The organism is Microbacterium stercoris, assembly GCF_017592545.1.
Taxonomy (GTDB): Bacteria; Actinomycetota; Actinomycetes; order Actinomycetales; family Microbacteriaceae; genus Microbacterium; species Microbacterium stercoris.
Map to the genome: position 1 here is coordinate 186,559 of NZ_JAGFOA010000007.1, position 26,883 is coordinate 213,441.

General features: G+C 70.6%; 22 protein-coding genes. 20 read left to right on the forward strand and 2 right to left on the reverse strand.

Annotated elements, in window-relative coordinates:
• Positions 1 to 4: 4 nt before the first annotated feature.
• The 14 genes from J5V96_RS15845 to J5V96_RS15910 all read left to right on the forward strand — a co-directional run bounded on the left by J5V96_RS15845 (position 5) and on the right by J5V96_RS15910 (position 15,822).
• Positions 5 to 1,000, forward strand: coding sequence for a glycosyltransferase (locus J5V96_RS15845; RefSeq protein WP_208505198.1), 996 nt, complete (start codon positions 5 to 7; stop codon positions 998 to 1,000).
• A gap of 151 nt (positions 1,001 to 1,151) precedes the next feature.
• A complete protein-coding gene (locus J5V96_RS15850) occupies positions 1,152 to 3,071 on the forward strand; it encodes a DUF6541 family protein (RefSeq protein ID WP_208505201.1) in 1,920 nt (639 codons plus the stop codon).
• A gap of 47 nt (positions 3,072 to 3,118) precedes the next feature.
• Positions 3,119 to 3,850 (forward strand): glycosyltransferase family 2 protein, encoded by a 732-nt coding sequence (locus J5V96_RS15855; protein WP_208505204.1) that lies wholly within the window; start codon positions 3,119 to 3,121, stop codon positions 3,848 to 3,850.
• Entirely contained in the window at positions 3,847 to 4,251 is a 405-nt protein-coding gene (locus tag J5V96_RS15860; RefSeq protein ID WP_208505206.1) for a DUF2304 domain-containing protein, read from the forward strand. Before J5V96_RS15855 ends, J5V96_RS15860 begins: the two co-directional genes overlap by 4 nt.
• Positions 4,244 to 5,449, forward strand: a complete 1,206-nt coding sequence (locus J5V96_RS15865) for a glycosyltransferase family 4 protein (protein WP_208505207.1) — start codon at positions 4,244 to 4,246, stop codon at positions 5,447 to 5,449. Before J5V96_RS15860 ends, J5V96_RS15865 begins: the two co-directional genes overlap by 8 nt.
• 21 nt (positions 5,450 to 5,470) lie before the next feature.
• A complete protein-coding gene (locus J5V96_RS15870; protein ID WP_208505209.1) occupies positions 5,471 to 6,082 on the forward strand; it encodes an acyltransferase in 612 nt (203 codons plus the stop codon).
• The gene (locus J5V96_RS15875) at positions 6,079 to 7,176 is read left to right on the forward strand and encodes a DegT/DnrJ/EryC1/StrS family aminotransferase (protein ID WP_208505211.1); all 1,098 of its coding nucleotides are present in this window, start codon (positions 6,079 to 6,081) and stop codon (positions 7,174 to 7,176) included. The genes J5V96_RS15870 and J5V96_RS15875 overlap by 4 nt, the downstream gene beginning before the upstream one ends.
• Positions 7,173 to 8,159 (forward strand): Gfo/Idh/MocA family protein, encoded by a 987-nt coding sequence (locus tag J5V96_RS15880; protein WP_208505277.1) that lies wholly within the window; start codon positions 7,173 to 7,175, stop codon positions 8,157 to 8,159. The genes J5V96_RS15875 and J5V96_RS15880 overlap by 4 nt, the downstream gene beginning before the upstream one ends.
• Positions 8,160 to 8,163: 4 nt before the next feature.
• On the forward strand, positions 8,164 to 9,372 hold the full coding sequence (locus J5V96_RS15885; protein WP_208505213.1) for a glycosyltransferase family protein: 1,209 nt from the start codon (positions 8,164 to 8,166) through the stop codon (positions 9,370 to 9,372).
• Positions 9,373 to 9,403: 31 nt separating this feature from the next.
• Complete coding sequence (locus J5V96_RS15890) at positions 9,404 to 11,188, forward strand: ABC transporter ATP-binding protein (protein WP_208505215.1); 1,785 nt, start codon at positions 9,404 to 9,406, stop codon at positions 11,186 to 11,188.
• Positions 11,185 to 12,276, forward strand: a complete 1,092-nt coding sequence (locus tag J5V96_RS15895; RefSeq protein WP_208505217.1) for a glycosyltransferase — start codon at positions 11,185 to 11,187, stop codon at positions 12,274 to 12,276. The genes J5V96_RS15890 and J5V96_RS15895 overlap by 4 nt, the downstream gene beginning before the upstream one ends.
• A complete protein-coding gene (locus J5V96_RS15900; protein ID WP_208505219.1) occupies positions 12,273 to 13,406 on the forward strand; it encodes a glycosyltransferase family protein in 1,134 nt (377 codons plus the stop codon). The genes J5V96_RS15895 and J5V96_RS15900 overlap by 4 nt, the downstream gene beginning before the upstream one ends.
• Before the next feature lie 22 nt (positions 13,407 to 13,428).
• Positions 13,429 to 14,670: a glycosyltransferase gene (locus J5V96_RS15905; protein WP_208505221.1), complete on the forward strand. Its 1,242-nt coding sequence runs from the start codon at positions 13,429 to 13,431 to the stop codon at positions 14,668 to 14,670.
• A 9-nt stretch (positions 14,671 to 14,679) separates the two neighbouring features.
• Positions 14,680 to 15,822, forward strand: a complete 1,143-nt coding sequence (locus J5V96_RS15910; RefSeq protein WP_208505224.1) for a glycosyltransferase family protein — start codon at positions 14,680 to 14,682, stop codon at positions 15,820 to 15,822.
• 32 nt (positions 15,823 to 15,854) lie between these two features.
• Here the strand turns inward: J5V96_RS15910 and J5V96_RS15915 are convergent, their stop codons facing one another.
• On the reverse strand, positions 15,855 to 16,925 hold the full coding sequence (locus tag J5V96_RS15915; protein ID WP_208505226.1) for a glycosyltransferase: 1,071 nt from the start codon (positions 16,923 to 16,925) through the stop codon (positions 15,855 to 15,857).
• Positions 16,922 to 18,025, reverse strand: a complete 1,104-nt coding sequence (locus J5V96_RS15920) for a glycosyltransferase family 4 protein (RefSeq protein WP_208505228.1) — start codon at positions 18,023 to 18,025, stop codon at positions 16,922 to 16,924. The genes J5V96_RS15915 and J5V96_RS15920 overlap by 4 nt, the downstream gene beginning before the upstream one ends.
• Positions 18,026 to 18,094: 69 nt before the next feature.
• On the opposite strand from J5V96_RS15920, the gene J5V96_RS15925 reads away from it, so the two are divergent.
• The 6 genes from J5V96_RS15925 (at position 18,095) to J5V96_RS15950 (ending at position 26,850) form a co-directional block, all read left to right on the forward strand.
• Positions 18,095 to 19,186: an acyltransferase gene (locus J5V96_RS15925; RefSeq protein WP_208505230.1), complete on the forward strand. Its 1,092-nt coding sequence runs from the start codon at positions 18,095 to 18,097 to the stop codon at positions 19,184 to 19,186.
• Positions 19,187 to 19,218: 32 nt separating this feature from the next.
• Positions 19,219 to 20,283, forward strand: coding sequence for a non-hydrolyzing UDP-N-acetylglucosamine 2-epimerase (gene wecB / locus J5V96_RS15930; RefSeq protein ID WP_208505232.1), 1,065 nt, complete (start codon positions 19,219 to 19,221; stop codon positions 20,281 to 20,283).
• A gap of 81 nt (positions 20,284 to 20,364) precedes the next feature.
• Positions 20,365 to 21,894 carry a cell wall-binding repeat-containing protein gene (locus J5V96_RS15935; protein ID WP_208505234.1) on the forward strand — a complete coding sequence of 510 codons (1,530 nt, stop codon included), beginning with the start codon at positions 20,365 to 20,367 and terminating at the stop codon, positions 21,892 to 21,894.
• 52 nt (positions 21,895 to 21,946) lie between these two features.
• Positions 21,947 to 24,214, forward strand: coding sequence for a cell wall-binding repeat-containing protein (locus J5V96_RS15940; RefSeq protein WP_208505236.1), 2,268 nt, complete (start codon positions 21,947 to 21,949; stop codon positions 24,212 to 24,214).
• Positions 24,211 to 25,266, forward strand: a complete 1,056-nt coding sequence (locus J5V96_RS15945) for an acyltransferase (protein ID WP_208505237.1) — start codon at positions 24,211 to 24,213, stop codon at positions 25,264 to 25,266. The genes J5V96_RS15940 and J5V96_RS15945 overlap by 4 nt, the downstream gene beginning before the upstream one ends.
• 111 nt (positions 25,267 to 25,377) lie before the next feature.
• Positions 25,378 to 26,850 (forward strand): cell wall-binding repeat-containing protein, encoded by a 1,473-nt coding sequence (locus J5V96_RS15950; RefSeq protein WP_208505239.1) that lies wholly within the window; start codon positions 25,378 to 25,380, stop codon positions 26,848 to 26,850.
• The last annotated feature ends 33 nt before the right edge of the window (positions 26,851 to 26,883 follow it).

Below are 26,883 nucleotides of genomic sequence, written 5' to 3' on the forward strand. Positions count from 1 at the left end.
TCCCATGACGGTGACGCTGCGGGTGGTGCTGGACCAGCTGGTCGCGCCCGACGACGCCGACCTCGCGGAGGCCTCGCGCGAGCTGGTGGCGGCCCTGCACGAGACGGCGCCGGAAGGGTGCGTCGTGGAGGAGCTCGTGGCCGCGCGTCCGCGGGAGATGGCACCGGGTGGAATGGTGCACTCGCCCACGCTGCGCGCCCCGCTCGCCCGCCGCGGGCGCGAGGCTACCGGAGATCAGACGGCGGTCACGGTCTGGGATCTCCGCCCGTGGGAGGCGCCGGGTGAGCTGCCGCACGTGCAGGTCGCCGACGCGCGCAAGCGCCTGCGCCGCGCCGCCAAGCGCGCCGATGCCGTGGTGGTGCCCACGCACGCCATGGCCGAGAGGCTGCGAGGTCTCGCGCGACTCGACGATCGCGTGCGGGTGATCGCCGGCGCGCATCCGGGCGGCTTCGGCGCGCCCACGGATGCCGCCGCCCGCCATCGAGATCTGGGGCTCCCTGCGCGTTTCGTCGCGCTCGTCGGGGGAGAGGACGGCCTCCCGGCGGGCCTGGCGGCCGCGGCCCCGACCGGGCTCGACGTCGTCATCCTGGACGTCCGGCCCGAGACTGCGCAAGCGGCGCGCACACGGGCGATCTCGGCCGGGTTCGACCCGGCTCGCGTTCATCCGCTCGCCTCTCTGGACCGCGGTGACCGGGCCACCGTCCTGTCCGAGGCGGTGCTCTGCCTGGCGCCCTCGGGGCACAGCGCCTGGCCCTGGCGGGCGCTCGAGGCGATGGCGCTGGGCACCCCGCTCGTCGCTCTCGACTCCGAGGTGCATCGCGAGGTCGTGCTGGACGGTGGCCTCGTTGTGGCGGCCGACGAGCTCACCGCCGCCGTCGCCGAGACCGCGAGCGGGGGGCGCGACGCGGCACGCCTGAGGGTGCTCGGGAGGGATCGGTCGCGGGCGTTCTCCTGGGCCGGCGCCGCAGAGCGGGTGTGGCAGCTGCACGCCGACCTGTGATCTCGCGGGTGCTGGAGGGTGCCCGGGAGTCCTCGGAGGCGGCTCAGACCCCTGGCCTAGGATGGGTGCTCGTGCCATCCTCCTCCCCGATCATGACCGACTCGCCCGTGCGCAGCCGCCGCCGCGCACTGACCACCACCGTGCGCGTCGGATGATTCTGGACTGGATCGACAGCCTCCCGGCGCTCGCGTTCGCGATCGCCCTCCTGGTGCTGCCCGGCCTTCCCGCGGCGTGGCTGGCAGGGTTCCGCGGCCCGCTGCTGATCGGCATCGGATCGGTGGGATCGCTCGCGATCATCGCCGCCTCCTCCCTCGCAGCGCCCGTCGTGGGGCTGCGCTGGTCGCTGGTGCCGGTGCTGATCGGCACGGTCGTCCTGAGCCTCGTGGTCGGGATCGTCGCGGGATTCCGTCGGGGCGGGCGTCCTGCGATCCGGTCTCAGGGATGGCTCTGGCTGGTCGGCGCCGCGGTCGTCTGGATCGCCCTGATGGCCTACAGCATGACCCGTCCGTCCCTGCCGATCCAGAACTACGACGGGCTCTACCACCTGAACGCGGTGCGCTTCGTGCTCGACACGGGCGACGCCTCGTCGTTCCATCAGACCCTCGCCTACCCGGAGTCGTCGTCGGTGTTCTACCCGGCGCTCTGGCACGCCTACACGGCGCTCGTCGTTCCCGTCGCGGGCGGCGTCTTCGAGGCCACCAACCTCGTCATCATCGCGGCGTGCGCCGTGCTGTGGCCCGCCTCGGTGATGCTGCTGACGGCGGCGGTGTGGCCGAAGCAGCGCATCGCGATCCTCGCTGCACCCGTGCTCACGCTGGGCATCTCGTTCTTCCCCATGGGCTTCCTCAACTGGGGCCCGCTGCTGCCGAACCTGCTCGGCAACGCGCTCGTCCCCGCGATCCTCGCCCTGATCGTGTGGATCCTGCGCACCGGCGTCGCGGCCCGAGACCGCTTCGCGCACGCGGTGCTCCTGCTCGGGGCGGCCGGTGCCTGCGCGCTGGGGCATCCTTCGTCGCTGCTGCTCGCCCTGGTCTTCGCCGTGCCGATCTTCGCCGAGCGTGTGATCGGACTGTGGCGGGAGGGTCGCGGCACACGCACCGCCCGCGTGGCATGGACCGTCGCCCTGGTGGTCGCTGCCGCGGCGATCGCCGTCATCTGGGTCGCGTTGCGGCGCGTGCACAACGAGTGGCTGCCGAACCAGTCGCCCGCCCAGGGCCTCGGCGAGGCGCTGCTGCTCGCCCCGATGTCCCGCCCGATCCCCGCCGTCATCGTTGTGCTCGGCGTGGTCGGGGCGATCGTGGCGATTCGTCGGGCACAGGGCCGCTGGCTGCTCGTGACCCACGCGGTGGGCGTGTTCTTCTTCCTCTGTGCCGTCTCGCTGCTGCACGCGGGATTGCGGGAGCTCATCGTCGGCATCTGGTACAGCGACCTCAACCGTGCGGCGGCGACGCTCGTCGTCGCGTCGCTGCCCTTGGCCGCGCGGGGGGTCGAGCCCGTACTGGGCGCCGTGCGCACCTGGTGGGCAGCGACGCGGCAGAAGGACGGACTCGCGCGGATCGCCCGCATCGGCGTCGCGCTCGTGGCGCTGGCCGCGCTGCTGGGCCCGCAGTTCCTCGCGGTGCGCAACGAGACCAAGACGATGCGCATCGGCACCTTCAACGCCACCGACGAGGCGACGGGCCTGTCTCCCGATGAGGAAGCCCTGTTCGCCGAGGCTGAGCGCCTGCTGCCCGACGACGCGCTGGTCGTCGGCAGCCCGCTCACGGCGACGGGCCTGCTCTATGCCGCGACGGGCATCCGCGTCGTCTTCCCCCACATCCTGGGGGACTGGTCGGACGATGCGGACCTGCTGGGCAAGAGGCTGCGCTTCGGGGGCGCCGACGTCTGCGATGCCATCAACCGGATGGGCGTCACGCACGCCCTCGACTTCGGCGAGGTGAGCGTCTTCCCGCCGGGAGACCCTCGCTACACCGGTCTTGACCGCCTGGAGCGCTCGCCCGTGCTCACCGAGATCGCAAGCTCGGGAGACGCCAAGCTCTTCGAAGTCACCGGCTGCGGAGATCGCGATTGACGGCGGGTGCTCAGGAAGCCCGGACGATCGGCAATAGGCTTCTGGACATGGCTGGGATCGACCGCGCGCGCGTGATGATCGTGGTCCCGGCCTTCAACGAACGCGAGGCCGTCGGCGCCGTGGTGGCCGAGATCAACGAGGTCATGCCCGAGGCGACCGTCGTGGTCGTGGACGATGCGTCGCACGACGACACCGCCGCCGTAGCCTCCGCCGCGGGCGCGACCGTGCTGCGGCTGCCGGTCAATCTGGGCGTCGGTGGTGCGATGCGCGCAGGCTTCCGGCTCGCGCGCGAGCGCGGCTTCGATGTGGTGGTGCAGGTCGATGGCGACGGTCAGCATCCCGCCCGCGCGATTCCCGAGCTGATCGGGGGCCTCGACGAGGCCGACGTCGTCATCGGCGCGCGCTTCGCCGGCGGCGCCGAGTACGAGGCGCGTGGCCCGCGCCGCTGGGCGATGTGGCTGCTGGCGCATGCCGTCAGCGCCGTCGCGCGCACACGCCTGACCGATGCGACCAGCGGATTCAAGGCGGCCGGCCCCCGCGCCGTGCGTCTGTTCGCCCACACCTACCCCGCGGAGTATCTGGGCGACACGGTGGAGGCGCTCGTGATCGCCGCGCGCTCCGGGCTCGTGATCCGGCAGCTGCCGGTGTCGATGCGTCCGCGCCAGGGCGGTGTGCCGTCGCAGGGTGTGCTCAGCGCCACGCGTCATCTCGTGCGCGCCAGCCTCGCTTTCTGTCTCGCGCTGTTCCGGCCCGCCGTGCCGCTGGAGGAGGTCTCGTGAGCACCATCTCCTATGTCTTCGGAATCGTCGCGGCGATTCTCGTGCTCGTGCTGGTGTTCGAGATGCTGCGCCGGTCGGCGCTGCGGGAGCGCCACGCCGTCTGGTGGACCGTGGGGGCGGTGCTGGCGCTGGTCGCCGCGGTCTTCCCGCAGACCCTGTTCTGGGCATCCGATCTGCTCGGCATCGAGGTGCCGTTCAACATGGTCGTGTTCATCGCGGTCGGACTGCTCTTCCTCGTGGGTCTGCAGCAGGCAACGGAGCTGACCCAGATCGAGGATCGCGCCCGCACGCTCGCCGAGCGGGTGGCGACGATCGAGCTGCGGCTGCGCGAGCTCGAGCAGCGCGAGAGCGAGATCCCGGATGAGCCAGGCCCGGTCCGCCGGGAGGACGCGGATGAGTGAGTCCCGCCCTCGGGTGGTGCTCGCGTCCCGACTGTTCGAACCAGAGGTCAGCGCCGGTGCCTTCCGCCTCGGCGCGCTGGCGCGAGCGCTTGCCTCCTCCGAAGCGGAGGTCACGGTCGTCACGACCCAGGCGCCGCCGGCTCTGCGCCGCCCGTTCGATATCGCGGGCGTCGAGATCTCGCGGTGGCCTGTGCTGCGCGACGCCGGCGGCAACGTGCGCGGATACATCCAGTACCTCAGCTTCGATGCTCCTCTCGCGCTTCGGCTCCTCGGCCGACGCGTCGACGCCCTGATCGCGGAGTCGCCTCCGACAACGGGCGTCGTCTCGGCCGTCGTCGCCTGGATGAAGCGCGTGCCGCTGGTGTACTACGCCGCCGACGTGTGGACCGACGGCGTCATCTCGATGGGCGCCCCGCGCCCCGTCGTCGCCGTGATGCGTCTGCTCGAGCGGGCCACGCTGCGGTCGGCGTCGCGCATCCTGTCGGTCTCGTCCGAGGTGACGGGGCGCCTGGTCGCACTGGGTGCCGATCCGCAGCGCATCGTCGAGGTGGGCAACGGCATCGACACGGACGTCTTCAGCCCCGATGTCGCCCCGGCGGCGCCGGAGGAGCGGTACTTCGCGTACACCGGCACCATGTCGGAGTGGCAGCGACCCGACGTGTTCGTGCGCGCCTTCGCGAGGATCGCCGACGAGTATCCGGATGTCCGCCTGCGCTTCTTCGGACAGGGGGCCCTGCGCGACGAGCTCGAGCGGCTCGCGGCCGAGCTGCTCCCTGGGCGGGTGGAGTTCGGCGGCGTTGTGCCGCCCGCCGAGGCCGCGGGGTGGATCCGCGGCGCGGTGGGTGCTCTCGTCAGCATCACCCCCGGTGTCGGATACGACTTCGCTCGTCCCACCAAGACCTATGCCGCGGCCGCCTGCGGCACTCCGGTGCTGTTCGCGGGAGCGCGCACGGGCGGCGAGCTCGTGCGCGAGGCCGGCCTCGGCGAAGCCGTCGCGTTCACGCCCGAAGCCGTCGCCGACGCGATGCGCCGGCTTCTCGCCGACCACGACTCGGGGCAGAGCGAGACGCTCCGCTCGACGCGCGCCGCCTGGGTGCGCGAGAACGTGTCCCTCGCGGCCGCGGGCCGCCGCGCGGCCGACGCGGTGCTCGAGACGGTCGCCGATCGCGCCCGCCGTAGACTGAACCCTCACCGGTGACCCCCGGATCAAGGAGCTGATGTGACCAACGTCCCTGCCGCCCGCATCGTCGATTCGGCCGATGTCTCTCCCGACGCCGTCATCGGCGGCGGATCCTCCATCTGGCATCTCGCGCAGGTGCGCGAGGGCGTCGTCATGGGCGAGAACTGCGTGATCGGACGCGGCGCCTACATCGGCACCGGCGTGCAGATGGGCGACAACTGCAAGGTGCAGAACTACGCCCTCGTGTACGAGCCGGCCCAGCTCGGCGACGGCGTGTTCATCGGCCCCGCGGTGGTGCTGACGAACGACACCTACCCCCGCGCCGTGAACCCCGATGGGTCCCTCAAGTCGGCGCACGATTGGGAGCCGGTCGGCGTGACGATCGAGGAGGGCGCCTCCATCGGAGCCCGCGCCACCTGTGTGGCTCCGGTCACGATCGGCGCCTGGGCGACCGTGGCCGCCGGCGCGGTCGTCGTCAAGGACGTCCCGCGCTACGCGCTCGTGGTGGGCGTGCCCGCCCGCCGCATCGGCTGGGTGGGCGAGGCCGGCGTGCCGCTGACCCCCGGAGACGCCGAGGGCGTCTGGGTGTGCCCGACGACGGGCGCCCGTTATATCGAGACTGCTGGAAAGCTCACCAAGGAGAACGCATGAGCGAGTTCATTCCCCCGGCGAAGCCGATCATCGGTGATGAGGAGCGCGAGGCGGTCGATCGTGTGATGCGTTCGGGCATGGTCGCGCAGGGGCCGGAGGTGGCGGCGTTCGAGGCGGAGTTCTCGGAGCACTTCGTGCAGGGGCGCCCGGCGGTGGCGGTGAACTCGGGCACGGCGGGTCTGCACCTGGGGCTGCTCGCGGCCGGTGTCGGCCCGGGCGATGAGGTCATCGTGCCGTCGTTCACGTTCGCGGCGACGGGCAACTCGGTGGCGTTGACGGGGGCGACGCCGGTGTTTGTGGACATCGAGCCGGAGACGTTCTCGATTGCGCCGGAGGCGGTTGCCGCGGCGATCACGGATAAGACCCGTGGCATCCTGCCGGTGCATCTGTACGGTCACCCGGCGCGTATGCGTGAGCTGGAGGCGATCGCCGCCGAGCGGGGTGTGGCGCTGTATGAGGATGCGGCGCAGGCGCATGGGGCGTCGCTGGATGGGCGTCCGGTGGGCACGTGGGGTGAGTGGGCGATGTTCTCGCTGTATCCGACGAAGAACATGACCTCCGGTGAGGGCGGCATGGTCTCCACGGCGACGGCGGAGCTGGCTCGCCGGGTGAAGCTGCTGCGCAATCAGGGCATGGAGCGTCAGTACGAGAACGAGATCGTCGGGTTCAACGCCCGCATGACCGACATCCACGCCGCCATCGGTCGTGTGCAGCTGACGAAGGTCGACGCGTGGACGAAGACCCGTCAGGACAACGCGGCGTTCCTGGATGCGAACCTGCAGGGCGTCATCACGCCTCCGGTCGCCGAGGGGGCGGTGCACGTGTATCACCAGTACACGATCCGGGTGGCGGAGGACCGTGACGGTTTCGTGAAGGCGTTGAAGGAGGAGTACGGGGTGGGTGCGGGTGTGTATTACCCGATCCCGAACCACCGTCTGCCGTCGCTGGCGCCGTACGCGCCCGGCCTGGAGCTGCCCGAGACCGAGCGCGCCGCCCGCGAGGTGGTCTCGCTGCCCGTACACCCGTCGCTGTCGCAGGGCGATCTGGATCGGATCGTCGCCGCCGTCAACGCCGTCGCGAAGGCAGGTGCCTGATGACTCTGCGTGCGGGTCTGCTGGGTGTGGGCATGATGGGTCGTCACCACGCGCGTGTGCTGCGTGAGGTCGACGGTGTGGAGCTGGTGGCGATCGCCGACCCGGGTGGTGACCCGCACGGCGTCGCGGGCGAGCTGCAGATCCTGCCCGATATCGACGCGCTGATCGCCGAGGGCATCGATCTGGCGGTGGTGGCGGTTCCGACGCAGTTCCACGAGGACGCGGCGCTGAAGCTGGCCGCCGCGGGCGTGCACACGCTGGTGGAGAAGCCGATCGCGCACAGCCTCGAGGCGGGCCAGCGGATGGTGGATGCCTTCCGCGACGCAGGTCTCGTCGGAGCTGTCGGTCACATCGAGCGCTTCAACCCCGCCCTGCAGCAGGCCCGCCGCCGCATCGAGGCCGGCGACCTGGGCGCCGTGTACCAGATCGCCACGCGTCGTCAGGGCACCTTTCCCGCGCGCATCGCGGATGTCGGGGTCGCCAAGGACCTCGCCTCGCACGACGTGGACCTGACCGCGTGGGTTGCGCAGTCGACGTACAAGACGGTGTTCGCGCAGACGACCTTCAAGTCGGGCCGCGAGCATGAGGACATGATCGCCATCACCGGTCGTCTCGAGTCGGGGGTGATCGTGAATCACCTGGTGAACTGGCTCTCGCCGATGAAGGAGCGCCTCACGGTCATCACCGGCGAGAAGGGTGCGTTCGTCGCCGACACCTCCACGGGCGACCTCACCTTCTACGCCAACGGCACCATCCCGCTCGAGTGGGAGTCGGTCTCGTCGTTCCGCGGCGTCTCCGAGGGCGATGTCATCCGGTACTCGTACGCGAAGCGCGAGCCGCTGCGCGTCGAGCACGAGGCCTTCCGTGATGCCGTGCTCGGCGAGCAGAGCGACGTCGTCACCATGGAGCAGGGCCTGCGCACGCTGGCGGTGGTCGAGGGCGCGCTGGACTCGGCTCGCGGCGGCACCTCGGTCGCCCTCTGACGCCGTGACGGGGCCGTCGGTCGCGCACCGGATCGCGCGGGCAGTCGTCCGCGCGATCCCGGATCCGATCGCGGATCGGGTGGTGCCCTGGCGGCGCCGTGCGTTCGCCGCGGCTGGCGTGTCGAGCACGAGGCCCGCCGAGCGCCGGCTGCTGATCGGGCCCGTCAACTCGGCGGGGCAGGGGTACGCCTGGGCGCGCGCGGCCGAGACGCTGCCCGACACGTCGGCGTGCGACTTCATGTACCGCGGCGCCTCAGACGCGTTCCGCTTCCCGGCGGATCACTCGGTTCCCACGCCCTACTTCGTGCACAACAAGCGCTGGCAGCGGGCACAGCGTCGCGCGATCATCCGCGGCTTCACCCACGTGCTGATCGAATCCGGCCGGGGCATCTATGCGCCCGACGATCTGCGCGGACAGATCGCTGATCTGACCGCCCGGGGCGTCCGCGTCGGCCTGCTCTTCCACGGCAGCGACATCCGCATCCCGAGTCTGCACGCGCAGCGCGACGAGGACTCGCCGTTCCGCGACGACGGCTACGAGGATCAGGAAGCGCTCGAGCGCGTCGCGCAGGAGAACCATCGCCTGATGGCGGAGCTCGACCTGCCCGTGTTCGTCTCGACACCGGATCTCCTCGAGTGGGCCCCGCGGGCCACGCTGCTGCCCGTCGTCGTCGAGCCGGAACGGTGGCGTGCCGCGGCACCGCAGCCGCCGCTCCAGCGCGAGCGGCCCGTGGTCGTGCACGCACCGAGCCGCGCGGGTCTGAAGGGCACGGCCCTCGTCGAGGACGCCCTGCAGCGGATGCACGCCGACGGGCGCATCGAGCTGCGGCTCGTCTCCGACATCCCCGCCGCTGAGATGCCCGCTCTCTACGGCCGAGCAGATATCGTCCTCGATCAGTTCGGGCTGGGCATCTACGGCGTCGCCGCCTGTGAGGCCTTCGCCGCAGGCCGTCTCGTGATCAGCCGCACCTCGGAGACCGTCCGCGCCGAGGCGCGCCGCCTCACCGGGCAGGACCTTCCCATCGTCGAATCGCGGGGGCGCGACATCGTGGAGACTCTCGAACGGGTCATCGCCGATCGCGAGCGCTTCGCGGCCATCGCGGCGCGCGGTCCGGTGTTCGTCGATGCGCTCCACTCCGGTGCGCATTCCGCCCGCGTGCTCGAAGGCTTCCTCGCCGGATCCGGTCAGTATGCCCATGCGAGGATGGGATGATGACCGTTCACCTGAGCGAAGGCCCCGCCCTATGAAGCTCGTTCTGGAGACGCTGCGGGAGCTGATGCGCTGGCTTCCGGGCGACGCGCGGCGCTACCTCACCAAGTACGTGATCATCTCGTGCGTGCTCGCCGTGCTCGACATCGTCGCCATCATGGTGCTCGCGGTCAGCCTCGCCCCGATGATCTCGGGGGCCGACATCCGGATCCCGTTCATCGGATCCTTCGGTCGCGAGGCGTACGTCTGGCTGATCGCCGTCGTCGCCTTCCTGATCCTCGCCAAGTCGATCCTGGCGATGGTGCAGCAGTGGTTCGCCACCCGGCGATTCGCGCAGTTCGAGCTCGAGATCGGGCGACAGCTGTTCGACGCCTACATCAAGGCGCCGTGGACGCATCGTCTTGCTCGCAACACCGCGCAGATCGTGCGCATCGCGGATGTCGGCATCGCCAACGTCATCAGCGGATTCCTGCTGCCGATCGTGCAGCTGCCCGCGATCGCCGCCAGCTTCATCCTGATCATCGCGATCATCGTGATCACCCAGCCGCTGACGGCGCTGATCACGATCGTGTATCTCGGGCTCATCGTCTTCCTGATGTACCGCGTGGTCTCCGGGCGAGCCGTGCAGGCGGGGCGCGTGTCCCGCGACTACTCCTTCAAGGTCGCCGCCCTGATGACCGAGATGATGCAGGCGCTGAAGGAGATCACCCTCCGCAACAAGACCGGCGAGGTCGCCGACGTCGTGCACTACAACCGCTCGTTCAGCACGCGGGCGCGCGCCAACATGAACTTCCTGGGCTCGCTGCCGAGCTTCGTGCTCAACGCCGCGCTCGTGGGCGGCTTCATCCTGGTCGGCGCCGTCGGGTACCTCGTCGGAGGTCTCGAGGAGGCGCTCGGTGGCGTGGCGCTGTTCGCGGTCGCGGGTTTCCGTCTCATCCCGTCGCTGACGGGCTTCCAGTCGATCGTGACGACGACCACCGCGAACGTGCCGCACGTCCAGGCCGTCATCTTCGATCTCAAGTCGACGGAGCTGTACCTCGAGGTGGCCGAGCGTCTCGGGCACGACGAGATCGAGGGTCATCCCCGCATGCTGCGCCTGTCCGGGGTGAGCTACGGCTACCCCGGCCACGAGGAGACGCCCACGCTGAAGAACATCGACCTCGACATCCCGATCGGGAGCTCCCTCGCCCTGGTCGGCAGTTCGGGCGCCGGAAAGTCGACGCTCGTCGACGTGCTCCTCGGACTGCTCGTGCCGCAGCAGGGGACGATCATGCTCGATGACCAGAAGCTCACGGACATCCTCGCCTCGTGGCGCAACCGCGTGGGCTACGTGCCCCAGGACGTCGCGCTCTTCGACGGCACGATCGCCCAGAACGTCGCCCTGTCGTGGGATGACGACGGGATCGACTACGACCGCGTCCGCGCCTCGCTCGAGCGCGCCCAGCTCTGGGAGACGATCGAGAAGCGCGATGGCGGCATGCGCGGACGCATCGGCGAGCGAGGTCTCGCGCTGTCGGGCGGCCAGCGTCAGCGTCTCGGCATCGCGCGCGCCCTGTACAGCGACCCGCTGATCCTCGTGCTCGACGAGGCGACGAGCGCGCTCGACACCAAGACCGAGAAGCTCGTCACCGAGGCCATCCGGGGTCTCAAGGGCGAGGTGACGATCGTGTCTGTCGCGCACCGTCTCTCGACGATCCGTGACAGCGACCTGGTGTGCTTTATGCAGGACGGCGAGATCGCCGCGCGGGGCACGTTCGACGAGCTGGTGCGGGCGGTGCCGAACTTCGCCGAGCAGGCCCAGCTCGCGGGGCTCGCGTGAACGCGCGTCTCGTCGATCTCGTCATCGCCTGCCATGACGAATCCCGCCCGCTCGAGCGCGCCGTCGCGTCGGTGCTCGCCGACTCCTCCGTGCGCGATCGTGTGCGCGTGACGGTCGTCGCGCACGGCATCCCGGCAGCACCACTCGAGCACAGGCTCGCGGGCATCGAGGGCGAATGGCGCGTCGTCGAGTTCGCCGACGGCGTCCGCAGCGCCGCCGGGCCGTACAACCACGGCCTCGGCCTCGCCGACGCGGAGTACTGCGCGGTGATGGGGTCGGACGATTCGCTCGAACCGGGCGCACTGGCGGGATGGATCTCCGCCGCCGAGGCGCGGCGTCCGGATGCGGCGATCGCCCGGATCCGGATCGCGGGACAGCCGATCATGCCCAACCCGCTCGTTCGGATCGGGCGGCGTCACGACCTCGACCCGGCTCGTGACCGGCTCTTCTACCGCACCGCCCCCCTGGGACTCATCCGCACCGAGACCATGCGGCGCATGGGCCTGCGGATGACGGAGGGGGTGCGTGTCGGGGAGGATCTCGACTTCAGCGTGCGACTGTTCGCTCTCGCCGACCGGGTTGACTTTCTGGGCGACGCGCCCTGCTACGTCATCGGGGAGGATGCGCGCGAACGCACGACGCTCGCGCCCATGCGCCTCGAGGACGACCTCGCGGCCGTCACGCGTCTGCTGGACAGCGAGCTGCCCGGGCTGCTCTCGCCCGCGGATCGCCGCGCCCTGGCGATCAAGCTCGTGCGTGTCAGCATCGTCGGCAAGGTCCGCGCCCGCCCGACCGCCGCGCAGTGGAGCGACGAGAAGGAGCTCGCCTTCCTCGCGGAGCTTCTGCGTCGCCTCGTGTCGCTCGCGCCGGGTGTGCTCGCCCCCTTCAACCTCCAGGATCGCGCGCTCCTGGATGTGCTGCTCGGGACTCCCGATCTGGCGAGCGTGCTCGCAGCCGTCGAGAAGGCCGCGCGTGCCGGGCGCCTGCAGCGCTGGTTCACCCGGAACCCGCTGCGTGCGTTCGGTCGCGAGACGAGTCTGCGCCGCTACGTGCTCTACCTGCTGAACCGCGAACGGACGAACCGATGACCACTCGCCCCTCCATGCTGATCCTGTCGTACTCGCCGATCGCCCGCGATGCCCGCGTGCTGAAGCAGGTCGTGCGCTTCACCCAGGACTACGACGTCACCACCTGCGGCTACGGTCCCGCCCCGGAAGGGGTGGTCGAGCACATCGAGATCCCCGAGTCGGAGCGATACAACGACCTCAACGGATCGCTCATCACCCTGAAGCGGTACTACACGGCGTACTGGCGCCTGTCCGCCGTGAAGTACTCGCGCCAGGCGCTGCGTGGACGCAAGTTCGATGTGGCGATCGCGAACGACGTCGAGGCGGTGCCCGTGGCGGTGCGGCTGCGGCCCCGCCGCGGTGTGCTCGCCGACCTGCACGAGTACAGCCCGCGTCTGCACGACGACCACGCCCTGTGGTTCAAGCGGATCACCCCGTGGTTCAACTTCATCGTGCGTCTCTACGTGACCCGCGCCAAGGCGTGGTCGACCGTGAGCCGCGGCATCGTCGACGAGTACGAGAAGAACTTCGGCTTCCGGGCCGAGCTCGTCACCAACGCCGCTCCGTACCAGGAGGCCGAGCCGACGCCGGTCGGCACCACGATCCGCATGGTGCACAGTGGCGCATGCCTGCGCAATCGCAACCTCCACGTCATGGCGGAGGCCGTTGCCGAGGCCGCCAACGATGTGACCCTCGACTTCTATCTGACGGCCAACGACCCGCCCTACCTGCAGGAGCTGAAGGACTTCGCGGCGACGACCGATCGCGTCACGGTGCACGACCCCGTGCCGTACGCGCAGCTCGCGGGCATCCTGAACGGCTACGACGTCGGCATCCACGTGCTGCCGCCGATCAACTTCAACAACAAGCTCGCGCTGCCGAACAAGCTGTTCGACTACGTGCAGGCCCGGCTCGGCGTGCTCATCGGACCGTCGCAGGAGATGATCCACTACACCGACGAGTACGGCATCGGAGAGGTGTCGGCGAGCTTCGAGCGCGACGACATCCGCGCCGCAATCGAGAAGCTCACCCCCGAGTCGGTCACGGCGTTCAAGCAGAATGCGCATGCACACGCGGCCGAGCTCGCAGGCGAGCGCCAGGTCGACGTGTGGGTGTCGCTCATCGACCGGCTGATGAGGGGACGTCGTTGACGTCGTCGACGGCTCCGGTGCGATGACCCGCCTTCTGCTCTTCACGAACGAGTACCCGTACGCCACGGGTGACTGCGGCTTCGTCGCTCGCGAGATCCCGTATCTCGCCGAGCGGTTCGACGACGTCGTGGTGTTCTGCCATGCGCGCGACACCTCGCCGGGCCGGGTCCAGATGCCGGCGAATGTCACGCTGGGCGGCAACCTGTTCGAGCGCAGCGACGACGACCGCCTCTGGACGCCGCTCACCCCGCCGAATCTCGCCCTGCTGGCGGATGCTGCCTGGCGCGAGCTCCGGGCCGGCCGTCTGCTGCGGCATCTGCGCCTGTTCCTCATGGGAGCGCGCGTCGGCATCACCCAGGCCAATCGCCGCGCCGTGCGCGAGGCGATCGCCGGCGACCGCGACACCGTCGCGTATGCGTTCTGGGGGATGGGCGGCGGGCTCGGACTGGCCTGGCTGCGCGGGGTGCGTGCGAAGGCGCTGCGCCTGCACCGCTACGACCTGTACGAGGACCGCGCGCCCGGCGGCTACCTTCCCTTCCGTCGGTTCCTGCTCGCGCGTGCCGACCGGATCCTGGCGATCTCGCAGGACGCGCGGATGTACCTCGCCGAGACCTATCGCGACCGCCGGGTGGATGCGAAGACGGTGCTGAGCCGGCTCGGCGCCGAGGGGCCCGAGGAGTTCACGCGCCCGTCGCGTGACGGCGACGAGCGTCTTGTGGTGTCGTGCTCCGCGGTGACCGACATCAAGCGCGTCGCGCTCATCCTCGCCGCCCTTCGCGCCCTGCCCGGAATGTCGGACGAAGCGCCGGTGAGGTGGGTGCACTTCGGCACGGGACCGCTCATGGACGACCTCCAGCGGGCGGCCGACGAGGCGATGGCCACCACGCCCGGACTGCGAATCGACCTGCGCGGTCAGACGCCGAATGAGGAGATCGCCTCGTTCTATCGCGATCACCGCGTTGATGTGCTCGTCAACGCGAGCAGCAGCGAGGGTGTGCCCGTCAGCATCATGGAGGCCATCGCGCACGACATCCCCGTCGTGGCGACGGCCGTCGGAGGCAGTCCCGAGATCGTCGGATCCGAGCTGCGCACCGGCCTGCTCGTCTCCTCCGATCCCCAGCCGACGGAGCTGGCTCGGGCGATCCGGACCGTGCTCGATTCCGACGACGAGGCCTTCGCGCCCCGCCAGCGCTGGCGCCTCGAGTTCGACGCGACCGTGACCGGCGCGCGGGCCGCACAGCTCGTCCGCGACCTGATCCCCTGAGGAGCGCTTGTGACCACGCCCACGCCGACTCGTCCGAGCCTGCTGATCGTCTCGTTCTCGCCGATCATCGCCGATGCGCGTCTGCTCAAGCAGATCGCGCTGTTCCGCGATGACTACGCCATCACCACGCTCGGGCACGGTGAGAAGCCGGACGGCGTCGTCGAGCACCTGCGGATCCCCGACGAGCTCGCGGTGTGGCGCTACCCGCGCCTAGCCGTGGTGCTGCGCCAGTACCGCCGCGCGTACCGCGAGAACAAGGCGATCGCGGCCGCCACCTCCGCGCTGCGCGGCCGCGTGTTCGACGTCGCGATCGCCAACGACGTCGACGCCGTGGGCGTGGCGCTGTCGACCACCGTGCGCGCCGGCATCCATGCGGACCTGCACGAGTACGCGCCGCGCCAGCACGAGGAGCTGCTCCGGTTCCGCGTGTTCGTGAAGCCGTTCATCGAGTGGATCTGCCGCCACCACGTCGCGAAGGCCGGATCCTGGTCGACGGTCAGCAACGGACTCGCCCGCGAGTACGCGCGCCGTTTCGGCTTCCGTCCCGTCGTCGTCACGAACGCCGCGCCCTTCGTGGATGCCGTGCCGACGGAGGTGCATGACCCGATCCGGTTCGTGCACTCGGGTGCCGCGCAGCGCAGTCGCTTCCTCGACACGATCGTCGACGGTGTGCTGGCCTCGCGCGCGGGCACGCTCGACCTGTACCTCACCCCGAACGACCCGTCGTACATCGACGAGCTGAAGCAGCGCGCCGCGACGACGGGCGGCCGCGTGCGGGTGCAGGATCCGGTGCCGTACGCCCGTCTCGCCGAGACCCTGCGAGGCTACGACGTGGGCATCCACATCCTGCCGCCGGTGAACTTCAACAACCGGTGGGCACTGCCGAACAAGATCTTCGACTACGTTCAGGCGCGGCTCGGCGTGCTGATCGGTCCGTCGCCGGAGATGGCCGAGTACGTCACCGGCTATGGCCTCGGCGTGGTGGCCGAGGACTTCTCCGCGCAAGCGCTGGCGCGCGCCATCGACGGACTGACGCCCGAGACGGTGTCGGCCGCGAAGGCGAAGGCGCACGCCCACGCGCGCGAGCTGTCGAGCGAGAACCAGGTCACGGCCTGGAGGTCCGCGGTGGAGGCGCTTCTCGCGCGTCTCTGAGCGGTCCGAGCCGCGCGGGCTGCGGCTTGTCGTCAGCGTGCTTGGAGGGCGGTCGCCGCGGCGAACCGCAGCGGCGCCTCACGATGCAGCGCGAAGCGGAGGCGGCGGGGGAGCAGCGACCCCACCGCGAGGAACCGGCGCCGCGCGTACGCGGCCGCGATCAGCTCGGTGGCAGGACGGGCGGGGTCGAGGGCGCCGTCGAGCACGTCTCGGTCGCGCCGGGAGAGCTGCTCGTGCACTCCGGCACCGGTCTCGACGAGTCTCGCCGCGACATCCGCGAGCGCGGCGCGTTCGGACGCGCCCCACAGCTCCGCGTCGGCGCGATAGAAGATCGCCCCGAACAGCTGGATCCGGATGAGCTTCGCCACGGCGGCCGATCGTGCTGCCGCAGGCAGCGTCGAGAACCGCTCCTCGGCGAGCAGGCGGTCGAGCCACGCGAACTCGTCCGCGATGGAGCGGCGCGCGAAGGTGGTGCGGGGCCCACCGTCGTCGTGGATCAGGTACGCGGGTCCGCGACGGTCGTAGGCGATGCCGGCGCCCGAGAACCAAAGGGCGGTGACATAGGGGATGTCCTCGCCCGTGGGCACGTCCAGGGCGAAGCGCAGGTCGCCGAAACGCGCCCGCGACACGAGCCCGAGCGGCGCGGAGCGGTAGCTCAGACGATCGCGGACGCCGTCGAGCCGGCGCGAGCGGAAGGGGCGTGTGGCGGGCGTGGGCACGGCGGCCCCTCCCGCGTGGCGCAGGCGAGCGATCACGACGTCGGCCGCATCGCGACGGGCGACGCGCAGCCACGAGTCGATCGCATGCGGCTCGAGTGTGTCGTCGGATCCCATGACCGACGTGAAGGGCGCGTCGGCGGCGTCGAGACCGGCGTTGAAGGGGCCGGCCGGGCTGCGGCGGCCGTCGGAGAACGGCAGCAGCCGCAGTCGCGGATCCGGCAGGCGCGTGGCGAGGTTCCGTGCGATGAGGTCGGGGTCGATCCCGTGCACCACCACCGTGACGCGCACCTCGGCATCCGTGGCGTCGAGCACACTGCCCACCGCGCGATCGATCGGCCGCGCCGGGTCGTGCACCGCGATGACGAGATCGACCTCGGGGGTCATCGGGAGGCCCGAACCGCGCGCGCCTCTTCGTATGCCGCCGCGTAGCCCTCGGCGACCCGAGCAGGGGAGAAGCGATCGCCGATGGTGGCCGCGACCGCGTCCGCCGAAGGACGGGGGTCGCGGCGCAGCAGCTCCAGCGCGGCGGACGCGTAGGCCTCGGGTGTCTGCTCGTGGACGAGCCGGCCGTTGAGGTCGGTGACGTACTCCCGCTGGCCGCCGTTCGCCCCCACCACCGCCGGGCGCCCGTGCACGATCGCCTCGGCCGCCGAGACGCAGAAGTTCTCGCCCTTCGTCGGCAGCAGGAACAGGTCGGCTGCGGCGAGCTCGGCCTCCACGCCGGTCTGGTCGCGCACTCCGCCGAGGACGACGTTCTCGCCGAGCCCGAGCGCGTCGGCGCGAGCCCGCACGGCATCACGCAGGGGGCCGTCGCCGACGAAGTGGAGCGAGGCGGGAAGGCCGGCATCGTGCAGCAGACGCAGCGCCTCGACCGCGGTGATCGGATCCTTGCGCTCGACGAGGCCGCCCACGGCGACCAGGCGCGGACCGGCGCCCCCCGGGTGTGGCGCGACGGTCTCGGGCTGCGGCACGATGCAGGGCACCACACGCGTCGGGCCGGGGCGATGGGCACGGATCGGGTCGGCGAGGTAGTCGCAGACGGCGGTGACGACATCCGGGCGGCGCAGCAGTCGTCTGAGCACGGGCAGCGCGAGGCGCGCCCTGCCGATGGTGTCGGGATTCGACAGCGCCGACCAGTGCTCGACGTGCACCCACGGCACCCGCACGCCCACCGCGAGCAGCGGCAGCAGCGTGCTGATCGCCTCGGTGTGCAGCACGTCGACATCCGTGAGGAAGGGCCGGATGCGCCGCGCGGCGGCGAGGATCTGCAGCGGGTTCGTCGTTGACATCGGGATGCGCGTGACCGGCACGGCGCGGTCGCGGTCGACCGCCTCGTCCTCCGCGCTCAGCAGGCGCGGCGATGCCAGATGGACGACCTGCACGTCGTGCTCCCGTGCCAGCAGCTCGGCGTCCTTGAGGACGAAGATTCCGGAGCTGGGGGCCGCGACCGTGGGATACCAGGTCGTGAGCAGGAGGATGCGCACCGCACCACGGTAGCAACCCGCGCCCCTGCGAACGCTGGCCGCGACCCCTGCGGGGTAGGCTCGCCAACCGTGACGAACGACACGAGCATCGCGAGCGGCGTCTCCGCGCGGTCGTCCCGCCGGTGGTCGTACGACGTTCTGCGTGTCATCTCCATCGTCGGCGTGGTCGCGATCCACACGTTCGCCGGCATGGTCTCCAACCCCGACCTGCAGGGCTCCGCGCGGTGGTGGTACGCCACCGCCATGGACATCGGCTTCATCTGGGTCGTGCCGGTCTTCGTGATGCTCAGTGGCGCGCTGCTGCTCGCTCCGCGTCAGCACGCGGAGGGTCCCGCCTCGTTCTACCGGCGCCGACTGCTGCGGCTGGCGCCGGCCTTCGTGTTCTGGCAGATCTTCTACATCGTCGTCGTCTTCGGATGGATCTCCGGGCAGACGCTGACGGTCGCGGGGGTGGCGACCTCGATTCTCGACGGCCGCACGTACACGCACCTCTACTTCCTCTGGCTGATCGTCGGCTTGTACGCCGTGGCGCCGGTGCTCGCGGCGTTCCTCTCGGACGGCGGGCAGAAGCGCGCGCTCCTCTTCGCCGGTGCCCTGCTCGCCGTCGCGGTCGCGACCTGGTCGGCGTCGTCCCTGCTCGGATACGCCGGTCATCCGCGCCCGCTCACGCTCCTGGCGTTCACGCAGTGGCTGCCGTATGCCGGGTACTTCGTGGCCGGATGGGCCCTGCGCGACCTGCGCCCGCGCGGCGCGAAGCTCGCGGCGGCCACGGTGCTCACGGCCGCGGTCATCGCGCTGCTCGTCTGGCAGTACGGCACCCGGCCCGCGCATCCGCTGCTGGATGCCCTGGCGCCGATCTCGTATCTCGGTCCGCTCGTGGCCCTGGCTGCGGTGGGCGTGTTCGTGTCCGGAAACGGCCTGCTCTCAGCCTTCGTGCCGGGACGGCGCATCGGGGCGGCGCTGCGCGAGCTGTCCGATGCGTCCTTCGGCGTCTTCCTGATGCACTTCGTCATCCTGATCCTGCTGCGCCAGGCGCCGCCGTTCGCCGGCGCGCTGGATTCGCCGGTGATGGTCACGCTGCTGTGGATCGCGACCGTGGTGATCTCGTTCGGGGCGACGATCCTGCTGCGTCGGGTGCCCGTGGTCCGTCGCGTTCTCTGAGTGTCCCGACCGGCCACGTAGACTCGGTCGACGTGAAGATCCTGAGTGTTGTCGGTGCCCGTCCTCAGTTCGTCAAGCTCGCCCCGATCGACAAGGCCGCGCGTGCGGCGGGGGTGGAGCACGTGATCGTGCACACGGGTCAGCACTATGACCCGATGCTGTCGGACGTGTTCTTCACGGAGCTGGGCATCTCGGCCCCGGATGTGCATCTGGGTGTCGGCTCGGGTTCGCACGGTGTGCAGACGGGGGCGATGCTGGGGGCGCTGGATGCGGTGTTCGATGAGCACCGTCCCGACTGGGTGCTGGTGTACGGCGACACGAACTCGACGGTGGCCGCCGCGCTCAGCGCGGTGAAGCTGCACATCCCGGTCGCGCATCTGGAGGCGGGTCTTCGCAGCTTCAACCGCCGTATGCCCGAGGAGCACAACCGTGTGCTCACCGACCATGCCGCCGACGTGCTGCTGGCTCCGACGCAGGTGGCGGTGGATCATCTCGCCACCGAGGGCCTGGCCGATCGCACGGTGCTGGTGGGGGATGTGATGACCGATGTGCTGTTCGAGCAGCGTGATGCGCTGCCGGAGGGCCCGTCCAAGCTCGCCGCCGAGCTGGGTCTGGAGCCGGGGTCGTTCTACGTGTCGACGATCCACCGTGCGGAGAGCACGGATGACCCGGCTCGTCTGGCGGAGATCGCAGGCGCCCTGTCGGGGCTGGACAAGCCGGTGATCCTGCTGGCTCACCCGCGTGTGGTGGCCAAGGCGGCGGCGCACGGCATCGATCTGGCGCAGGGCACGCTGCATGTGCACGCGCCGCTGGCGTATGCGGATCTGCTGGCGGCCGTGCTGGACAGCGCTGGTGTGGTGACCGATTCGGGTGGCCTGCAGAAGGAGGCGTTCCTGCTGCGGGTGCCGTGCACCACGGTGCGCACCGAGACCGAGTGGGTCGAGACGGTGGCACTGGGCTGGAACGTGCTGGCCCTGACGGCGGAGGAGATCGCGGCCGGCGTGACGCGCCCGCGTCCGGCGGACACGGATGAGGCCCCGTACGGCGACGGACACGCGGCCGAGCGCGTTGTGCGGGAACTGATCGACCGGGCCTGAGGGAGCGTGCCCATCGCGCGACGCAGCCGACGGCTGGGACATCGCTCCGACCGAAGCGGTGCGCCGGGTTATCGTCCCCTTATGAGACGAATCGCCGCGATCGCCGCTGTCGTGGCTCTCGTCACCTTCGGCATCGCGGCTCCGGCGTCCGCCGCGCTGCCGGGAGAGACGACCCGGCTCGCGGGCGCCGATCGCTACGCGACCTCGGCCAGGATCTCCTTCACCTACGCGCCGTCGGTCGCGGTCGCCTATGTGGCGAACGGCCTGGAGTTCCCGGATGCGCTGAGCGCGGCACCCGCGGCCGCGGCGCAGCGCGGGCCGCTGCTGCTCACCAGCGCGACATCGCTTCCCGCCGTGGTGGCGGAGGAGCTGCGGCGACTCAAGCCCCAGAAGATCGTTGTGGTCGGCGGTACGGGGGCGGTCTCCGATGCCGTGTATCGCCAGCTGGCCGCGATCCAGCCGAACATCCGACGCGACGCCGGTGCCGACCGCTACGCGACCTCGAGGATCGTGAACGAGCGCGCCTTCCCTCAGGGTGCCGCGGTCACGTACGTGGCGACCGGGCGCGCCTTCCCCGATGCCCTCAGCGCCTCGGCGGCCGCCGGCAGTCTCCGGGGAGCCGTTGTGCTCGTGGACGGAACCCGGCCCTCGGTCGACGACCCGACCCGGGCGCTCGTGAGCGCCCTCGGCTCCACGCAGATCCGCGTGGTCGGCGGTACGGGGGTGCTGACGGCCGGCATCGCGACCCAGCTCGCCACGATCGCCCCGGTCCTGCGCCTCTCCGGAACCGATCGCTATCAGACATCCGTGGCGATCAGCCAGCAGGCCTTCCCGACGGCCACCGAGGTCAGCTTCGCCGTGGGCACGCAGTTCGCCGATGCCCTGGCCGGTGCGGCCTTCTCCGGCAATCGCCGAGCCCCTCTGATCGTCACCCCACCCGCGTGCCTCCCGGCGGCCACGCTCGCCCTCGTCAAGAAGTGGTCGCCCCGCCACCGCTGGCTGCTCGGCGGGGTCGCCGTGCTCGGCCAGGGCGTCGAGGACGGCGAGTCCTGCCGGGCCGGCACCAACGAACCGGGGACGGATGTCACCCCCGCGCAGCAGAAGACCGCCCAGGCGATCATCGCCACGGGCCGTGTCACCGCGAGCGGGGAGTCGTACGAGCAGCTCCGCGCCTACGCGAACGGGGTGATCCGGACGCACACGATCGACGGCGTCGCCCGAGAGTGCCTGGTGGACAACGCGATCCTCTCCACGCTGAAGAAGATCGTCGTCGATCGCGGCTACCGGCTCGGCTTGTGGTCGCTCAACCGGTACTGCGTCGGCGATGCGACCTCCGGCGCGGGATCGGCCAGCTATCACTACCAGCGCGGCGGGGGCCACGCGATCGACATCCGCACCGTGAACGGCGTCACCACCACCGGGAAGACCCCTGCCGAGCGCGCGCTCATCACCGACCTGCTCGTCGCCATGCCGACGCCCGCGGGGCTCGGGCAGTACCAATGCCGCAGCGAGGATCCGCTGACGATGCCGCCGGGCTGGGTGCAGTTCCAGGACTCCTGCGACCACCTGCACGTCGAGTACCGGGGCCTCACCCAGCCGCCGCTGCCGTGACGGGCCCGGCGCGCGGCACGGCGCGGGGCCACAGCTCTGCGATACTTCTTCGATGACGCCCCTGCCGTTGCGTCGCGGTGCCGCGATGCTGGCCTCCCTTCTCGTCGCCGCGGTCGCCGCGATCCTTCCTGGTCCCGCACACGCCGCGGACGGCCCGGTCGAGGCTTACCTGAACGTCGACCGCACCTCGATCGTCGCCGCGCCTCTGGGCGACGCGTCGCTCACTGTCAGCACTCCTGGCTGTTCCGCGGGTGTGGACCCCGAGATCTGGGATGGCGATGAGTGGCGATTCGTGCCTCCCTACATCCAGATGGAGGTCTCCAATGAGCCGTGCGTCGGTGAGGTTTCGAAGCGCATCGATGTGATGCCGATCCTCGAGAGCTTCCTGCAGAAGGACCCTCTCCTGCCGGGGACACATCGGCTGCGTTTCGTGATCCGCCCGCGCACCGAGGTGTGGCCACAGGCGCCCTCACCTGTCACCTCGACGGTGGAGTACACAGGCGCGACGAGCGCCGAGGTCGTTGTGACCATCGAGAAGGAGAAGCCGACCGCCACCCTCGAACCTGTCTTCGGGCAGGCCACGGACGGAACGATCTGGATCAAGCGAGGGAGTGCGCTCGATCAGTGGGCTGCGGTCGATGACGTGGTGCCGCCGGTGGATCTCGTGTGGGAGTTCTCGGCCACGGGGAACTCGTATACGGAGCTCGAGCGCGTCACCTTCCAGCACGTGTACGCCGCGACGACGAGGTGGTTCCAGAACGCCGCGGCGAACGAGGGTTACTACCGGGTCCGCACTTTGGGCACGGCCTGGAACGAGCCATCCGTATCGGCGCCTCTGCGGGTACGCCATCTGCCCGTGGTGACGGCGGTGCCCGGGCGGTCGACGGAGTTGGCGCTCTCGGAGGAGCCCCTCACCATCGACGTCACGATCAGCCCTCGGATGCAGGGAACCATCCATGTCGTCGTACCGCATTGGCGGGATCCCACCCGCGTGTCGGTGAAGGTCCCGATTGACGGTCGGGCCCAGGTGCAAGTGGATCGGTCGTTCCTGGCCCCGTTGGGCGAGTTCGCTGTCGATTTCACGTCCTCGGAGGGTGTCACCGTTCAGAGCGCGCCCTTCGTCGTCACCTTCATCGACGTCGGTCAGCCGACGATCCTCGGCCGCCCGAAGACCGGCGCGACAGTGTCGGTCGGCGGCCTGGACAAATGGCCGAGCGGGTCGAAGCTCACCTACCAGTGGTTCCACGGGGGCCCGAACGATCGAAAGCCCATCGCCGGGGCGACGTCGCCCACGTACCGTCTGACGACCGACGACGCGGGGAAGAGCCTGACGGTGCTGGTGAACGGCGTGCTCCCCACGGGAACCACCGGTGCTGTCCGCAGCAAGGAGCTCCTGGTGCAGCCGAACTACGGGCCCTATCGCCTCGCGGGAGCTGATCGCTTCGAGACCGCGGTGGCCGCGAGCGGCGGGTTCGGCACCCAACCCGTGGTGTACATCGCCAATGGCTTCGATTTCCCTGATGCGCTCTCCGGAGCAGCCGCGGCGGGCATCGAGAAGGGGTCGATTCTGCTCACCGCCCGTGATTTCCTGCCCTACGCCACGTCGTTGGCCACGAGGAACCTGGCTCCGAAGCGAATCGTTGTGCTCGGTGGCACGGGGGCGGTGTCGAACGATGTCGTCGCGTGGCTCCGGCGCGAGAACCCCTCTGCGTCCGTTGAGCGGATCGCCGGACCGGATCGCTACGCGACAGCGGCGGCGGTCTCCCGCGCCAGGTTCGCACCGGGCGTGCCTGTCGCGTATGTCGCGAGCGGCACGGCTTTCCCCGATGCCCTCTCCGGCGCCGTGGCGGCGATCGCCGACGGCGGTCCGATGCTGCTGGTCGGTGAGAACGTCCCCGGCGCGGTGGCGACCGAGCTCACGCGGCTGAAGCCGCAGCGGATCGTGGTGCTCGGGGGCCCCGGCGCCGTGTCCGAGGGTGTGCGATCGCAGCTGACGCCGTACGCGGTGAGCGGTCGGGTCGACCGCATCGCGGGTGCAGACCGATTCGAGACCTCGCTCGAGATCTCCCGGTCCGTTTTCGAACCCGGGGCCGGTGACGTCTATCTCGCGAACGGACGGGACTTCCCCGATGCGCTCTCCGCGGCGTCGACGACGGGAACCTCTCCCGGCTCGGTGCTCCTCGTGGACGGGCGGACCATGACCGAGGCGCTGTGCGCGGAGATCTATCGACTGGATCCGCGCCGGGTGACCGCGGTCGGCGGAACGTCGTCGGTCAGTGAGGAACTGCTGCTCGCCGCTGGCCAGTGCAGGGTGAAGTGAGCGCGCAGACGCCCCCGGCGCGGGAGTGGTCGCTCGACATCCTGCGCGTGATCGCCATCGCGGGCGTGGTGTCGATCCACACCTTCGGCAACGTCGTCGTCGATCCGGCCGTGCACGGATCTGCTCGCTGGTGGTACGCGGTCATCATGGATGCCGGCTTCGTCTGGGCGGTGCCGGTGTTCGTGATGATCAGCGGCGCGCTGATCCTGGCCCCGCGACAGCATGAGCGCGGTCCGGCCTGGTTCTACCGCCGACGCCTGCTGAGGCTCGCCCCGGCCTTCGTGTTCTGGCCGATCTTCTACGTCGTTGTGGTGCGCGTGCTGATGCTCGGCCAGCACTTCAGCCCCTCGGCGTGGGTCGCGATGTTCGTCGACGGCAAGACCTACTCGCAGCTGTACTTCCTCTGGCTGATCGTCGGGCTGTACGCGGTCGCGCCCGTCTTGGCGGCGTTCCTGCGCGAGGGGGGACGCCGTCGGGCGCTGATGCTCGCCGCGTGCGTGCTGGCGGCGACGACCCTCACCTGGGCTTCGGCGTCGCTGCTCACGTACCTGGGGCACCCGCGGCCCATGACGCTCATCTCGCTCACGCAGTGGGTGCCGTACGTGGGGTACTTCGTCGCCGGATGGGCCCTCGCACAGGTGAGGCTGCGGGGCCTCGCGCTCGCCGCGGCCGCGGCGGCGACCGCTGCGCTGCTGGCTGGCTATGTGTGGCTCTACGGCACGGCCGATCAGCACCCGCTGCTCGCCGCGGCGCTGCCGAACACCTATCCGGGGCCGCTTGTTGTGCTCGCCTCGATCGGCATCTTCGTGGTGAGCGCCAGCCTGTTCGCCAAGGTCGCCCCGGGGCCACGCGTCGCCGCCGTGCTGCGTGAGCTGTCCGATGCGGCGTTCGGCGTCTTCCTCGTGCACTTCGCGATCGTGACCCTGCTGCGCCCCCTGTTCGATCCGGATCACCCCGTGGCGGTCACCGCGCTGTGGCTCGTGACCCTCGTGCTCTCGTTCGCGGCGGCGATGGTGATGCGGCGGATCCCCGGGGTGCGTCGCCTGGTCTGAGGACGCGGGCGGCTCGCGCCTATTCAGCCGCCGCCGCGCTCGTCGGTTGATTTCGCCGATCCGGGTCGCGCGGTTCCCGTGGCGAACGCGCGCGCGTGGTAACAGTGAGCCATGAAACGTTTTCTCGTGGGCATCAGCGTCGCCGCCCTCCTTGTGCTCGGAGTGGGGATCCCGGCGCGAGCCGCCCTTCCCGGTGAGGTCGATCGCCTCGCCGGCGCCGATCGGTATTCGACCTCGGTTGCGATCAGCCAGCAGTATTCGGCCGGAGTCCCGGTGGTGTACATCGCCGCAGGAACGGCCTTCCCCGACGGGCTGAGCGCGGCCCCGGCCGCAGCGGCGCAGGGGGGACCGCTGCTTCTGACCGCGCCGAACCAGCTGCCCGCCGTCGTCCGAGACGAGCTGCTGCGACTTCAGCCGCAGAAGATCGTGGTGGTGGGGGGAACGGGGGCCGTCTCCGCGGGCGTCTACGCGCAGCTGGCGGGCATCCAGCCGGAGATCCGTCGCGATGCGGGAGCGGACCGCTATGCGACCTCCCGCATCGTCAACGAGCGCGCCTTCCCGAACGGCGCCTCGGTGGTCTACATCGCGAGCGGGCGTGACTTCCCCGATGCGCTGAGCTCCTCGGCCGCGGCGGGGAGCATGGGCGGTGCCGTGCTGCTGCTCGATGGCCGCAAGCCCCAGGTCGATGGCGGCCTCGCCGAGCTGATCGGCACCTTCGGGCCCGAGCAGATCCGGGTGGCGGGAGGCACCGGCGCGGTGTCCGCCGGCATCGCGAGTCATCTTGCGCAGTGGGCCCCGGTCATCCGTCTCGCGGGCAAGGACCGATACGAGACGTCTGTCGCGATCAGCGCGAACGCCTTCCCGAATGCGACCGATGTGAGTTTCGCGGCGGGCACGGGGTTCGCGGACGCGCTGGCGGGCGCGGCCTTCGCCGGCCGGCGCGGCGCGCCGCTGCTGGTCACCGCCGGCACCTGCCTCACACGCTCGGCCGCAGACCTCGTCACGCAATGGGCACCCGCACAGCGGTGGATCTTCGGAGGCGCCGGGGTCGTCAAGGCCGGTGTCGTCTACGGCACGATCTGCAACCCCGCGCCCGCCTTCACGGCTCCGGACGGCCTGATCGTGGGACAGCAGGTGGCCACGGGCACCTACGTCTCCGCGGCCCGGTCCTTCCCCTGCTCGTGGGTTCACCTGAACTCCCTGAATCCGTCGCCGGACAGCGTGGTGACGGGCTATGAGAGCACCGGGCAGAAGATCGTCACGATCACCGAGGACAACTACGGCTTCGCCTCCGACTGCGCTCTCTGGCGACCGATCCAGCAGGCGCCGGAGCTCGCCGGCGGCGTCATCCCCGGCGAGGGCGTCTTCCTCACGGGCCACCAGTTCGAGCCCGGGACCTACCGCTCGATCGTCCCGCCCGGTGACGGGTGCTACTGGGAGACGATGTCCGGCTTCGAGTGGCTCCTCGAGGAGACGATGGACTCCGGTGCGGCGGCGGCTGGCGCCGAGGTGACCGTCGACATCACGGCGGACGAGACGGGCTTCCTCACGTCGGGCTGCGGCACCTGGACCCGGATCGGCTGAGCCCGCATCCGCATCCGCATCGCGCCGGCCCCC

What these genes read in the sequence shown, in the direction of transcription:
- J5V96_RS15845 (WP_208505198.1), top strand. Translation starts at nt 5, where the DNA reads ATGACGGTGACGCTGCGGGTGGTGCTGGACCAGCTGGTCGCGCCCGAC.
- J5V96_RS15850 (WP_208505201.1), top strand. Translation starts at nt 1,152, where the DNA reads ATGATTCTGGACTGGATCGACAGCCTCCCGGCGCTCGCGTTCGCGATC.
- J5V96_RS15855 (WP_208505204.1), top strand. Translation starts at nt 3,119, where the DNA reads ATGGCTGGGATCGACCGCGCGCGCGTGATGATCGTGGTCCCGGCCTTC.
- J5V96_RS15865 (WP_208505207.1), top strand. Translation starts at nt 4,244, where the DNA reads ATGAGTGAGTCCCGCCCTCGGGTGGTGCTCGCGTCCCGACTGTTCGAA.
- J5V96_RS15875 (WP_208505211.1), top strand. Translation starts at nt 6,079, where the DNA reads ATGAGCGAGTTCATTCCCCCGGCGAAGCCGATCATCGGTGATGAGGAG.
- J5V96_RS15890 (WP_208505215.1), top strand. Translation starts at nt 9,404, where the DNA reads ATGAAGCTCGTTCTGGAGACGCTGCGGGAGCTGATGCGCTGGCTTCCG.
- J5V96_RS15900 (WP_208505219.1), top strand. Translation starts at nt 12,273, where the DNA reads ATGACCACTCGCCCCTCCATGCTGATCCTGTCGTACTCGCCGATCGCC.
- J5V96_RS15905 (WP_208505221.1), top strand. Translation starts at nt 13,429, where the DNA reads ATGACCCGCCTTCTGCTCTTCACGAACGAGTACCCGTACGCCACGGGT.
- J5V96_RS15915 (WP_208505226.1), bottom strand. Translation starts at nt 16,925, where the DNA reads ATGACCCCCGAGGTCGATCTCGTCATCGCGGTGCACGACCCGGCGCGG.
- J5V96_RS15935 (WP_208505234.1), top strand. Translation starts at nt 20,365, where the DNA reads ATGAGACGAATCGCCGCGATCGCCGCTGTCGTGGCTCTCGTCACCTTC.
- J5V96_RS15940 (WP_208505236.1), top strand. Translation starts at nt 21,947, where the DNA reads ATGACGCCCCTGCCGTTGCGTCGCGGTGCCGCGATGCTGGCCTCCCTT.
- J5V96_RS15950 (WP_208505239.1), top strand. Translation starts at nt 25,378, where the DNA reads ATGAAACGTTTTCTCGTGGGCATCAGCGTCGCCGCCCTCCTTGTGCTC.